8 protein-coding genes and 1 tRNA gene are annotated in these 13967 nt (G+C 35.1%); all 9 read left to right on the top strand.

All coding sequences use genetic code 11. From position 1 onward, the window contains the following. Positions 1-13 precede the first annotated feature (13 nt). The 9 genes from AC1RRQ_RS04510 (at position 14) to AC1RRQ_RS04470 (ending at position 13919) form a co-directional block, all read left to right on the top strand. Positions 14-1333 (top strand): FtsW/RodA/SpoVE family cell cycle protein, encoded by a 1320-nt coding sequence (locus AC1RRQ_RS04510; RefSeq protein WP_493021825.1) that lies wholly within the window; start codon positions 14-16, stop codon positions 1331-1333. 49 nt (positions 1334-1382) lie between these two features. Then, complete coding sequence (gene murG, locus AC1RRQ_RS04505) at positions 1383-2468, top strand: undecaprenyldiphospho-muramoylpentapeptide beta-N-acetylglucosaminyltransferase (protein WP_493021823.1); 1086 nt, start codon at positions 1383-1385, stop codon at positions 2466-2468. Between the two features lie 188 nt (positions 2469-2656). Further along, complete coding sequence (gene murC / locus AC1RRQ_RS04500) at positions 2657-4006, top strand: UDP-N-acetylmuramate--L-alanine ligase (protein ID WP_493021821.1); 1350 nt, start codon at positions 2657-2659, stop codon at positions 4004-4006. Next, positions 3993-4715, top strand: coding sequence for a cell division protein FtsQ/DivIB (locus AC1RRQ_RS04495; RefSeq protein ID WP_493021819.1), 723 nt, complete (start codon positions 3993-3995; stop codon positions 4713-4715). The genes murC and AC1RRQ_RS04495 overlap by 14 nt, the downstream gene beginning before the upstream one ends. A 6-nt stretch (positions 4716-4721) precedes the next feature. Further along, complete coding sequence (gene ftsA / locus AC1RRQ_RS04490) at positions 4722-6128, top strand: cell division protein FtsA (protein ID WP_493021817.1); 1407 nt, start codon at positions 4722-4724, stop codon at positions 6126-6128. Positions 6129-6213: 85 nt separating this feature from the next. Further along, complete coding sequence (gene ftsZ, locus AC1RRQ_RS04485) at positions 6214-8202, top strand: cell division protein FtsZ (protein ID WP_493021815.1); 1989 nt, start codon at positions 6214-6216, stop codon at positions 8200-8202. Positions 8203-8408: 206 nt separating this feature from the next. Then, complete coding sequence (locus AC1RRQ_RS04480; protein ID WP_493021814.1) at positions 8409-8858, top strand: GatB/YqeY domain-containing protein; 450 nt, start codon at positions 8409-8411, stop codon at positions 8856-8858. Positions 8859-8930: 72 nt separating this feature from the next. Beyond that, positions 8931-9004 (top strand) — tRNA-Arg (locus tag AC1RRQ_RS04475). 706 nt (positions 9005-9710) lie between these two features. Further along, the gene (locus AC1RRQ_RS04470) at positions 9711-13919 is read left to right on the top strand and encodes an MBG domain-containing protein (protein WP_493021812.1); all 4209 of its coding nucleotides are present in this window, start codon (positions 9711-9713) and stop codon (positions 13917-13919) included. The last annotated feature ends 48 nt before the right edge of the window (positions 13920-13967 follow it).

Raw genomic sequence — 13967 nt, 5'->3', positions numbered from 1 at the left:
TCAGAAATCTAAAATGAAAGAACTGGTAAATAAATTAAAAGGAGATAGAGTAATATGGTCATTCGTGGCTTTATTGGCGTTGTTTTCGTTTATGCCTGTTTTTAGTGCGAGTAGTAATCTGGCGTATATAGGTCACGGAACCGGAAATACATTGGGTTATTTGGTAAAACATTTGGCGCACGTTTGTATCGGTTTCTTGATTATTTACTGGGTTCACAAAGTGCCGTATCATTATTTTAGAGCGATCTCAAAAATTGCGCTTCCGGTAGTTTGGCTGTTGTTATTGTATACGTTGTTAAAAGGAACCGTAATTGCGGGAGCAAACGCAAGTCGTTGGATTCAGGTTCCGTTTATTGGAATTACGTTTCAAACATCGACTTTAGCAGCAAGTGTATTATTTATTTATGTTGCACGTTATTTGTCAAAAACCAAAGAAGAAAATGAACCGTTTCAAACTTCATTAATTCAGCTTTGGGTTCCGGTATTTATCACTTTGGCACTAATATTACCAGCCAACTTTTCGACCACTGCGTTGATTTTTTCAATGGTGATGATGCTTACGTTCATTGGTAAATATCCATTAAAATATATTGGTTTTATTATAGGTTCGGGAGTTGCCATGCTGGCATTTTTCCTTTTGGTAGCTAAGGCGTTTCCAGAGTCCAGATTCTTTAGCAGGGTATCAACCTGGGAAAGTCGTATAATGAACTTTACAACTGATAAACCGGATGAAGACGATTATCAGATTGAAAAAGCAAAAATTGCAATTGCATCCGGAAGATTAGGCGGATTAGGCCCGGGAAAAAGTGTTCAGAAAAACTTTTTACCACAATCATCTTCAGATTTTATTTATGCCATTGTAGTAGAAGAATATGGTTTAGTAGGCGGGGTTTCGATATTAGTTCTGTATTTATTGTTATTGTTCCGATTTGTGATTGCATCGCATAAAGCTAATACGTTATTTGGGAAATTAGTTGTCGTAGGCCTCGGATTCCCCATGATATTTCAGGCTATGATTAACATGGCGGTTGCAGTCGAATTACTGCCGGTAACAGGGCAGACACTTCCGCTGATAAGTTCTGGAGGTAGTTCGATCTGGATGACTTGTTTCTCTCTTGGAATTATTATCAGTGTAACTAAAAAAGACGAAGAAATCGCCGAAGAACAGGAAGAAAAAGCAAGAAGAAAAGAAGCGCTTCAAAGATTGATAGATAAAGAATTGGCCGAAGACGATCTGCCGGTTGATGAAAGAGAAGAAATTTACGAAGACGAAGCTATGTATTCAATTCAGGATAATTCAAGAAATCCGATGAATGCAGTTTTAAACAAATAATAAAAGAATAACAAAGGATAAATAGTTTAAAAGATAACTATTACGAGATATGACAAAGTATAAATTCATACTAAGCGGAGGAGGAACAGGAGGACATATTTATCCTGCGATTGCGATTGCAAATGAATTAAAATTACAATTTCCTGATGCTGAATTCCTTTTTGTTGGTGCCAAAGACAAAATGGAAATGCAGAAAGTGCCTCAGGCAGGTTATGAAATAAAAGGTCTTTGGATAGCTGGTTTGCAAAGAAAACTGACGCTTCAAAACATGATGTTTCCTCTAAAATTAGCAACAAGTTTGTTAGAATCAAGAAGAATCATCAAACAATTTAAACCTAATGTAGCAATAGGAACAGGTGGTTTTGCCAGCGGACCTTTATTACAAGCAGCAGGTTCGGCGGGAATTCCAACGGTAATTCAGGAACAGAATTCTTTTCCGGGAATAACGAATAAATTGTTGAGCAAAAAAGCAAATGCAATTTGTGTGGCGTATGAAAACCTGGAAAGATTTTTTCCGAAAGAGAAAATCGTTTTAACCGGAAACCCTGTTCGTCAGGATTTAATTGATATTGACAGCAAGCGCGATGAAGCCATTGCTTTTTATGGTTTAGATCCAAATAAAAAAACGTTATTGGTTTTAGGAGGCAGTTTAGGTGCAAGAAGAATCAATCAGTTAATTGAAAAAGAATTATCAAATTTTCTTTCACAAGACGTTCAGATCATCTGGCAGTGCGGAAAATTATATTTTGAAGATTATAAAAAACACAATCAGCAAAGCGTAAGAGTAGTTGATTTTATCGAAAGAATGGATTTTGTTTACGCTGCGGCCGATGTCATTATTTCGAGAGCAGGAGCATCATCAGTTTCAGAATTATGCATTGTAGGGAAACCGGTTATTTTTATCCCGTCTCCTAATGTTGCTGAAGATCACCAAACTAAAAATGCACAAGCCATTGTAGATGCAAAAGGTGCAATTTTGTTGAAAGAATCTGAGCTGGAGAGCGAGTTTAGCATTGTTTTTGAAGCGCTGCTGAAAGATGATGGAAAACAAAAACAATTGAGTGCAAATATTAAAAAATTAGCACGTCCGGATGCCGTTAAGGTAATTGTGGAAGAAATTAAAAAGTTGTTATAATGTAACTTTTTCTAAATATTATGAAACATTTAGAAATATGCAGCATGCTATTTTAGGCAATTTGGTCAAATAAGAACAGAGAAAATACAAAGGCTTAATTATTAGTTTTTTATGGAATAAAAAGCAATAAATAAGTTTTGGAAATAAAATTAAAGAATAAGGTTTTACGGCTTAAAGCAAAAATTAAAATGAATTTAAATCAAATACAAAACGTTTATTTTATTGGTATTGGAGGCATCGGAATGAGTGCCCTGGCCCGCTATTTTAAATATATCGGAAAACAGGTTTCAGGTTACGACAAAACGCCGTCAATGCTTACAAATGAATTAATCGAAAGCGGTATTGATATTCATTTTGAAGATAATATTGATTTGATTCCGAGTGATTATTTTGCCGAGAATACGCTGGTGATCTTTACACCCGCAGTTCCCAAATCACATTCAGAATGGAATTATTTTATCGAAAGAAATTACGAAATTAAAAAGCGTGCCGAGGTTTTAGGGATTATCACCAAAGACACTTTTAGTTTTGCAGTTGCCGGAACACATGGTAAAACAACCACTTCAAGTATTTTAGGACATATTCTATACGAAAGCGGTGCAGATGTTACAGCATTTGTAGGGGGAATTGTAGAGAATTATAATTCAAATTTAATTGGAACCGGAAAAACCGTAACCGTTGTAGAAGCAGATGAATTCGATCGTTCATTTCTGCATTTACATCCTAATATTGCCTGCATTACCTCTATGGATGCAGATCATTTGGATATATACGGAACAAGCGATGCAATTGAAGCTTCGTTTGTGGAGTTTGCATCAAAAGTAGAAGATAAGAGCAAGTTGTTTATAACCAAAGAATTACCTCTAGAAGGTGTTCAGTGTGCTATAAACGAAGATGCCGTTTACAAAGCATATAATGTTCGAATTGAAGACGGAAGTTATGTTTTTGATGTGCAGACGCCGTCAGAAATTATAAAAGATCTTCATTTTGGACTGCCGGGAAAACACAATCTAATGAATGGGTTAATGGCTATTGCGATGGCAAAAACTTATGGCACCCCGACCGATGCCATTGCAAGAGCTATTGCCTCGTTTAACGGAATCAGAAGACGTTTTTCTTATCAGATTAAATCTGAAAAGTTAGTTTATATAGATGACTATGCACATCATCCAACAGAAATAAATGCTGTTCATCAGGCAGTTAGAGAATTGTATCCGGGACGTAAAGTACTGGCTGTGTTTCAGCCGCATTTGTTTAGCCGAACAAGAGATTTTGCTGACGGATTTGCGGAAAGCTTATCGCAGTTTGATGAAGTATTTTTAATGGATATTTATCCTGCACGCGAATTACCGATGGAAGGGATTACATCGCAATGGCTGTTAGGAAAAATGACAAATTCGAACAAAAAAATTGTTACAAAAGAACATTTATTAGCAGAAATCAAAGCCAGTGATGCGCCAATAATTGTAACAATAGGAGCTGGTGATATTGGAGAAATGGTGCCATCAATCAAAAAAATGCTAAATGAAAATATTTAATTGGACAAATATTCGATTAGTACTCATTTTAGGGCTTGTTCTTTTTCTATATTCTTTCGCACAACATCGAAATGGAGATAGAAAATTGAAAAAATCTATGGTTGTTTTTGTAGGAGAAAATACGCTTTTTGTGAAGCCTGAAACGGTTAATAAATTGTTGATAGAAAATAAAAGAGACGCTTCCAGTATTAGAAAAGATGAACTAGATTTGAATAAGATAGAGAAAACCCTTGATACGCAAGACATGATTGAGAAGTCAGATGTTTTTGTAAGTATCGACGGCGTTCTAAAAGCGGTAGTAAAACAGAAGACACCAATAGCAAGAGTTTATGATGGTGATCGCTCTTTTTATATTGACTATGAGGGTAATAAAATGCCCTTGTCAGATAATTTTACCGCGCGTGTTCCCATTATTTCCGGGGCAATAAATGAAAAAAATAACGAAGATTTAGCTGCTTTATTTCGCACAATTTACGACGATGCGTTTTTGAAAAAAAACATCATTGCGATTCAAATTATGCCGAATGGCAGCCTAAAAATGTTTAACCGAAACTATGATTACGTCATAGATTTTGGTCGTACAATGAATGTTGATAGAAAATTTAATAACTATAAAGCCTTTTTTCAAAAAGCGGTTTTAGATAGTTCGTTATATAAATACAGTAAGATTGACCTTAGGTTTACGGAACAAGTAGTTTGCACAAAATAATAGAAAATGGAAAAAGATAACATTGCAGTAGGTCTAGATATTGGAACGACAAAGATAGTTGCCATGATCGGCAAGAAGAATGAGTATGGTAAACTGGAAATTTTGGGTATAGGTAAATCCAAAAGTTTAGGTGTGGCCAGAGGCGTTGTAAATAATATTACACAAACAATTCAATCGATTCAGCAAGCGATCCTTGAAGCAGAAAATAATTCAGGTTATAAAATAAAAGATGTTGTTGTGGGTATTGCCGGACAGCACATCAGAAGTATACAGCATACAGATTACATCAGCCGTAATAATCCGGAAGAGGTAATTGGCGAAAAAGATATTCAGCTTTTAATCGATCAGGTAAACAAACTGGCGATGTTACCGGGAGAAGAAATTATTCACGTTTTGCCGCAGGAATTTAAAATCGACGGACAATCGGAAATAAAAGAACCTATCGGAATGTATGGCGGAAGATTAGAATCTAGTTTTCACGTTGTAGTAGGACAGGCATCTTCTATTAGAAACGTAGGAAGATGTATCCAGAGTTCAGGAATCGAATTATCAGGATTGACATTAGAACCATTAGCTTCGGCAGATGCGGTTTTAAGTCAGGAAGAAAAAGAAGCTGGTGTTGCACTTATCGATATTGGGGGCGGAACAACAGATTTAGCCATTTTTAAAGACGGTATTATTCGTCATACGGCTGTAATTCCTTTTGGAGGAAATGTAATTACAGATGATATTAAAGAAGGCTGTTCGATTATCGAAAAACAAGCAGAGCTTTTAAAAATAAAATTCGGATCGGCTTGGCCGGGAGAAAATAAAGACAACGAAATTGTTTCTATTCCTGGTTTAAGAGGCAGAGAACCAAAAGAAATTTCGCTTAAAAACCTATCTAAAATTATTCACGCCCGTGTGGTGGAAATTGTGGAACAGGTTTTTGCAGAAATTAAAGCTTACGGACACGAAGATCCTCGTAAAAAACTAATCGCAGGAATCGTTCTTACAGGTGGCGGCGCGCAGCTAAAACATATTAAGCAGTTAGTAGAGTACATTACAGGTATGGATACAAGAATTGGGTATCCAAATGAGCATTTGGCAGGAAACTCAAGCGAAGAAATTTCCAGCCCGTTATTTGCAACAGCTGTAGGTTTAGTAATGAACAGTATCGAAAACAGTACGCAAAGTGCCGTTAGAATGGAAATCGTAAATGAGCAGCCAAGAGTGGTTTACAGAAATGTACCTCCGCCGGTGCAGCGATACGAAGTCGAAGAAAACTACGTTGAACAAGTAGAAGCCTTTGAAGAAACAAGAGAAGTTAAAACAGCAAAGGTCGAAGCGGAATCTACGGAAACAAAAATTAGAAGATCATTTTTTGATAGATATGTCGATAAAATCAAAGATTTTTTAGACAACGCAGAATAAGAGAATAAAAAGAGAAAAGGATTACTTTTTGCCCCAAGTCAAGAAGTAAAAAATGTACTAAATAAGAATTTCAAAAACCAAAAAGATGATGAGCAACTCAGAATTTGGAAGTATTTCATTTGATTTACCAAAAAACCAATCAAATGTAATCAAAGTAATAGGTGTAGGTGGAGGTGGTAGTAACGCTATTAACCACATGTTTAAACAAGGTATTAAAGGTGTTGATTTTATAGTTTGTAATACCGATTCACAAGCACTACAGAACAGTTCAGTGCCTAACAAAATCCAGTTAGGTATGAATTTAACAGAAGGTCTTGGAGCAGGAGCAAATCCTGATGTAGGACAGCAGTCTGCTATTGAGAGTATCGCTGATATTGAGAAAATGTTAGACCGTGGTACCAAAATGGTATTTATTACCGCTGGTATGGGTGGAGGAACCGGTACAGGTGCAGCTCCCGTTATCGCACAATTAGCAAAAGAAAGAGAAATCCTTACAGTTGGTATCGTGACAATTCCGTTTCAGTTTGAAGGGAAAGTACGTCAGGAGCAAGCGTTATTAGGAATCGAAAAATTACGTAAACAAGTTGACTCTTTAATTGTAATTAACAATAACAAATTAAGAGAAGTTTACGGAAACCTTGGTTTTAAAGCCGGATTCTCTAAAGCAGACGAAGTTTTGGCAACAGCCTCCAGAGGTATTGCCGAAGTAATTACGCACCACTATACTCAAAATATCGATTTACGTGATGCTAAAACTGTTTTGGCAAACAGTGGAACAGCGATCATGGGATCTTCAGTATCAGAAGGTGAAAACAGAGCAAAAGATGCGATTGTATCAGCATTAGATTCTCCGTTATTAAATGACAATAAAATTACAGGAGCCAAAAACGTATTGTTGCTTATCGTTTCTGGGTCTAACGAAATAACGCTTGACGAAATTGGTGAAATCAACGATCACATTCAGGCAGAAGCAGGTTACAATGCAAATATTATCATGGGAGTTGGTGAAGACGAATCTCTTGGTGAAGCTATTGCTGTAACTATTATCGCTACTGGTTTTGATGTTGAACAACAAAATGAAATCGTTAATACTGAGCCTAAAAAAATCATTCATACGTTAGAAGATGAACAAAGAAGCGTTCATAATTTAACAAACAGAACACTTACTTCTTTTGATTTAAATGCAGAAACACCTACAGCAAAATCAGAGGAGAAAATTGTTTTTGATTTAATGGAAGATACGGTTGCTCCCGTAGTACAAACTCCAGCTGCGCCGGTAAAAACACCAACAATCAATCAGGAAGAATTGGTAGTAATGTCTGAGTTTATTAAAAACCTGGATGTAACTTTCGAAATCGTTTCGCCAATTACTGATATTGATTTTAAAATTTCGACTCCGGCAGCAGAAACTATTCAGGAAGTAAAACAACCTGTACAGCAAAGAACTTTTGAAAGAGAAGAACAACAAACTACTTTTTCATTTGATTTACCGCTTTTCAAATCTGAGCCAGAAGTGAGAAGAGAGCCGGTTGTAGAGCAAGACAATAAAATTGTTTTCGAACTGTCAAACGAAACTCGTAATATTAAAGTAAATGATCCGGTTTCATTTGTACCTGTAACAGAACTTTCTGATAAGGGAATCATCAAATATTCGTTAGAAGAATATATGGAAGTGGAGAATGAGTTGACTTCTTCAAAACCAGTTGAAAAAGTGATCGAAGATGTTGTTCCTGAGGAATTAAACATTACTTTAAAACCAAGAGTTGATTTTGCAAGTCAGCCTGATTTTTCAACAACTTCAGAAGTTTCTCCATTGGAATTAACAATTGAAGAAACACTTCGTTTAAGAGCTGAAGAAAGAAGAAAGAAACTGAAAGAATTTAATTATAAATTCCACAATAACGTTTCAAGAATTGACGAGTTGGAAAAAGAACCAGCTTACAAAAGATTAGGAATTGATTTATCGAATTCTCAATCAAACAATACAAATTCAAGAATTTCGGTTGGAACAGATAGTAACAACGATTTGCAATTGCGTTCAAATAATTCATTTTTGCACGACAACGTAGATTAATTTTACAATCATAATATTAGGGTAGCCCGAAAATTGGATTTAATTTTCGGGTTATTTTTTTTATCTTCGCACAGAATTTAGAAATTTGACTTCTTTACTTAACTTTTAAAGTTAATTCTGTTGTCAGTTCGAGTGAAGTCGAGAACACTTTTAATACAATGTCAATTTATAAGCAATTAGCTTATTCAAATAAAAAAATATAAAAGATGAGTTTACAAGCAAAAATCATGGACGAGATCAAAACCGCCATGAAAGCAAAAGATACAGTAGCATTAGAGTCATTAAGAGCAATTAAGTCTGAATTATTATTGGCTTCAACAGCTTCAGGATCTAAAGAAGATTTGTCAGAAGAAGACGAAATTAAATTACTTCAAAGATTAGTTAAAACTCGTAAAGAAAGTGCCAGGATTTTCACAGAACAAAATCGTCCTGATTTAGCTGAACCAGAATTAGCGCAAGTTGCGGTAATCGAGAAGTTTTTACCAGCTCAATTAAGCGAAGAAGAAGTAGAAGCAGTAATTGCAAAAATTATTGCCGAAACAGGAGCTTCAGGAATTGCTTCAATGGGTAAAGTTATGGGCTTAGCTTCTGCACAATTAGGCGGAACAGCTGAAGGAAAAACCATTTCTACAATTGTAAAAAAATTACTTTCGTAAATAATTTTAGATTTTAGAGTTCAGATTTTAGATTCAATCTACACTCTAAAATCATAAATCTAAAATATAACTGACCGCGTAGTTCAACTGGATAGAATATCAGATTTCGGCTCTGAGGGTTGGGGGTTCGAACCCCTCCGCGGTCACAAAAAAAGGCAAAATACATTATGTATTTTGCCTTTTTTATTTTCTGAATAAGAATGATCACATATTCTTTTTGTGAGTCTTAATTCATCTTTTTTATGGTAAACATTCGGTTTTAAGTTGCATTGCAACCTCTTTTATTCAATTTCAGATTCTTCTTTATTTCATTTATTAGATTCGATATATTGTCATTGAAGTACTAAATCATATCATTTTTGTTTGTATTTTAAGATTATACGTATTTATGTTTTTAATTAAACAAGATGTTTCGCATAAAAAAGTCTTTATGTATCAATTTTATAACTTTTAGAGGTCAAAAGAGACCTTAATTACCCCAATATTTGAATAACCAAATAGTCTAAATCTCAATGTTTGCTGGACTTCCTGATGTATGGGGCAATGTATTTACAGTCAGTATGTTGTGTTTTTGGTTCAATTTTTTAATGTAGAATCTCCAAAGTTCGATTCTTGTTAAAAGGAATTTTCATAATTGCCAGTTTTATTATTTGATGAGTTTGTAAATAAGTTAAGAGTCACTTTATGGCTAAAATTAAAATTTAGACTATAAGAATAGGGCTTTTTGATTCTCTTGTAAAAAGTGAATTACTGTGTTTTTAAAGATTTTAAAAAGAAATAAAAATAAACTAAAAAAGAGGAGAATGGAAGAATAGAAAATTAACAGAATGAAAAAAAATGTAATTAAAAAAAATGAATAGAAATAAAATGAAAATGAACAAAAATTTACTTATTGTATTTGCTTTTCTCCTATTTAATTTAGGGTATGGGCAAACAATTAATGCCAGTGATCCTGTTTTAGCATCAATGAATACGGTGTATGGTGTTCCATCGAATTCGGAAAGTTTTTCAGTATCTGGAACTAATATTGACCAAAGGATTACTGTTACACCTCCTTTAGGATTTGAAGTTAGTAGAAACGGAAGTATTTTTACAGATACAGTTATTATTAACACCCCTACCGGTGGTAGAGGAGATATTGGAGGTACAACAATTTATATTCGATTAAAGGGGACAATTCCTGCAGGCCTTTATGGAGGGGAAGGGGAGAGTTTATATTTAACAAGCCCAGGGGCTGGAGATGTAGAGATATCTATGGTGCCAAGTATTGTTAATAAAGCTGGGTTAACTATTTATGTAAGTAATACAAGTAAGGTGTATGGTGACTCAAACCCTGGGTTTACAGTTGCTAATTATGTAGGATTTGTTCTTACGGACAATATAAATAGTTTAACAGCCCCAATTAAGCTTGGAACTATTGCTGATAAAACAAGTGCTGCAGGAGTATATAATATTACAGTTACTGGAGGAGAGTCTCCAAATTATAATATATATAGTATTTCTGGTAAGTTAACTATTACGAAAGCTCCCTTAACTATTACCACAAATAGTGATACTAGGAAGTATGGTCAAGATAATCCGGCTTTCACAGTAAGTTATAATGGTTTTGTTAATGGAGAAACTGAAGCAAATTTAACTACAAAACCTACAATTAGTACTCTTGCAGTTGCAACAAGTCCTGTAGGGAAATATGACATTACAGCTAGTGGTGCTGTTTCATCAAACTATGATATTAGTTATCCTGCTCCAAAAGGAGTATTAGATGTTACTCCTGCAAAATTAACTATTACGACAAAAGATAATAGCAAAGTTTACGGATCAGTAAACCCTAATTTAACAGTAAGTTATAATGGTTTTGTTAATGGAGACACCGAAGCGAGTTTAACCACAAAACCTACAATTGCTACTCTTGCAGTTACAACAAGTCCTGTAGGAAAATATGAAATTACAGCTAGCGGAGCAGCTTCATCAAACTATGATATTAGTTATGGTACACCAAATGGTTTCTTAGATGTTACTCCTGCAAAATTAACGATTACCACAAAAGACAATAGTAAAGTTTACGGATCAGTTAATCCTGATTTAACAGTAACTTATAATGGTTTTGTTAATGGAGAAACCGAAACAAATTTAACCACAAAACCTACAATTACGACTCTTGCAGTTACAACAAGCCCTGTAGGGAAATACGAAATTACAGCTAGTGGCGCAGCTTCATCAAACTATGAAATTAGTTATGGTACGCCAAATGGTTTCTTAGATGTTACTCCTGCAAAATTAACTATCACCACAAAAGATAATAGTAAAGTTTACGGATCAGTTAATCCTGATTTAACAGTAACTTATGATGGTTTTGTTAATGGAGAAACCGAAACAAATTTAACCACAAAACCTACAATTACTACTCTTGCAGTTACAACAAGTCCAGTAGGAAAATATGAAATTACAGCTAGTGGAGCGGCTTCATCAAACTATGAAATTAGTTATGGTACACCAAACGGTTTCTTAGATGTTACTCCTGCAAAATTGACTATTACTACAAAGGATAATAGTAAAGCTTACGGATCAGTAAATCCTGATTTAACAGCAGATTACGCTGGTTTTGTTAATGGAGATAACGAAACAAATTTAACTAGTCCAGTTAAATTTGAAACTACTGCAATTACAACAAGTCCAGTTGGGAAATATGAAATTACAGCTAGTGGTGCAACTTCATCAAATTATGTGATTAGTTATGGTACGCCAAATGGATTTTTAACTATTAATCCTGCAGATTTAACTATAACAGCAGATAGAATTACAAAAAAACACGGAGAAAAAAATCCAGCTTTAACAGTACAATATTCTGGATTTGTAAATCAGGAAAATGAATCAAATTTAACTACTAAACCAATAATTGCAACTACGGCAGATACTAACAGTGCAATAGGAGAGTACCCTATCATAGTTAGCGGAGCAACTGCATTAAACTATAATATTAAGTTTGTTGGTAATGTGTTAGAAGTGATTGCTTCAAATGATGCAGGTTTATCTGATATTGTTATCAGCAATGGTAATTTAGATAAACCAGTTGATGCAAATACAAAAGATTATACAATAGAGGTTCCAAATGAGGTTAATACTTATGTAGTTAATCCGGTACCAAGCAATCCAAATGCGACGGTTGAAATGATCGTGGATGGAAAAGTTGTTGACTCAGCGGACCCTATAGATTTAAAAGTAGGAGATAACCCAATTACTATAGTTGTTACAGCTGAAGATGGAACTACACAAGAGACTTATACCGTAATTGTTACAAGAGATCCATCTCATAATTCAGGTCTAACTGATTTAGTACCTAGTGCGGGAACTTTAAGTCCAACTTTTGCAGAAGGAACTACAGCTTACACTGATACGGTATCTAATGATGTTACAAGTATAACGCTGACACCAATTACAGCAGATTCTACAGCAACGGTAACCATTAATGGAAAAGCAGTACCTAGTGGAGCTGCTTCAGAAGAAATTCCTTTAGAAGTTGGTAAAAATGAAATTACTACTGTAGTAACGGCTCAGGACGGAACTACAACGACTTATACAGTAGAGGTAACAAGACAGCCATCTAACAATTCAGGTTTAACAGATTTAGCAATCAGTGAAGGAACTTTAAGTCCAGCTTTCGCAGAAGGAACGACAGCTTATACAGCTTTAGTACCTAATAATGTTGAAAACATAACTGTTACACCAATTACAGCAGATCCTACAGCAACAATAACGGTTAACGGAATACCAGTACCTAGTGGAACAGCTTCGGCAGACCTTCCATTAAAAGTTGGTGAAAATGAAATCAAAACTGTAGTGACTGCTGAGGACGGAACAACTACTACTTATACAGTAATTGTTACAAGAGAGCCTTCTGATAATGCAGGTTTAGCAGATATTACAGTTAGTGAAGGTACTTTAAACCCAGTTTTTGATACAGATACACACGATTACAAAGTAGATGTTCCTTATGCAACAGATTCAATTGTAATTACTCCTGTAACTACAGATCCAACTGAAACAGTTGAAATGATAGTTGATGGAAAAGTTATTGACCCTGCAAATCCGGTAGATTTAAAAGTAGGAGACAATGTAATTACAGTAGTTGTTACAGCAGAAGACGGTACAACAAAAGAAACTTATACAGTTGTTGTAACCAGAGAAGAGGCACCGCTTTCTAATAACTCAGGTTTAACAGATTTAGCAGTAAATAAAGGAACTTTAAGTCCAGCTTTCGCAGAAGAAACGACAGCTTATACAGATACAGTGGCTAATGATGTTACAGGAATTACTGTTACACCGGTAACAGCTGATCCTACAGCAACAATAACCGTTAATGGAGTAGAAGTACCAAGTGGAACTGCTTCAGCAAACCTTCCATTAGTAGTTGGTGAAAATACAATTACAACGGTAGTAACAGCTCAGGATGGAACTATCACTACTTATACAGTAGTTGTTACAAGAGAGCCTTCTAGTGAAGCAGGTTTAGCGGATATTGTAGTTAGCGATGGTGCTTTAAGCCCAGCTTTTAACACAGATACACATGATTATAAAGTTGACGTTCCATTCGAAACAGATACAATTGTAATTACGCCTGAAACAATTGACCCAACAGCAACAGTTGCTATGATCGTTGATGGACAAACAGTTGATCCTGCAGCTCCAATAGATTTAAAAGTAGGAGACAATGTAATTACTGTAGTTGTTACAGCCGAAGACGGAACTCAGGAAATCTATACTGTTATTGTAAATAGAGCAGATGATGTACCGCCGGTAATTATTCCTTCGAATATTATTACTCCAAACGGAGATGGTAAAAATGATTTCTGGGTTATTCCTGGTATAGATAAATATCCTGCCAATTCAGTTAAAGTTTTTGATCGTGCAGCTAGATTAGTATACTCTAAAGAGCATTACAACAATGAGTGGGATGGTACTTACAAAGGATCTCCACTTACTCAGGATACTTATTACTATCTAATTGATCTTGGATCTGGTTTACCTAAAGTTAAAGGATTTATCACAATTGTTAGAGACTAACAATTAAGAGTAAAAGATATAAAGAATAGTAAAAATGGTTATTAGGTT

The sequence above is a fragment of the Flavobacterium sp. GW821-FHT12A05 genome (genome assembly GCF_058807735.1).
This window is presented reverse-complemented; position numbering and strand designations above follow the sequence as displayed.

Coding starts and splice junctions, on each gene's coding strand:
- murG (WP_493021823.1), top strand. CDS start 1,383: ATGACAAAGTATAAATTCATACTAAGCGGAGGAGGAACAGGAGGACAT.
- ftsA (WP_493021817.1), top strand. CDS start 4,722: ATGGAAAAAGATAACATTGCAGTAGGTCTAGATATTGGAACGACAAAG.
- AC1RRQ_RS04495 (WP_493021819.1), top strand. CDS start 3,993: ATGAAAATATTTAATTGGACAAATATTCGATTAGTACTCATTTTAGGG.
- AC1RRQ_RS04510 (WP_493021825.1), top strand. CDS start 14: ATGAAAGAACTGGTAAATAAATTAAAAGGAGATAGAGTAATATGGTCA.
- AC1RRQ_RS04470 (WP_493021812.1), top strand. CDS start 9,711: ATGAATAGAAATAAAATGAAAATGAACAAAAATTTACTTATTGTATTT.
- AC1RRQ_RS04480 (WP_493021814.1), top strand. CDS start 8,409: ATGAGTTTACAAGCAAAAATCATGGACGAGATCAAAACCGCCATGAAA.
- murC (WP_493021821.1), top strand. CDS start 2,657: ATGAATTTAAATCAAATACAAAACGTTTATTTTATTGGTATTGGAGGC.
- ftsZ (WP_493021815.1), top strand. CDS start 6,214: ATGATGAGCAACTCAGAATTTGGAAGTATTTCATTTGATTTACCAAAA.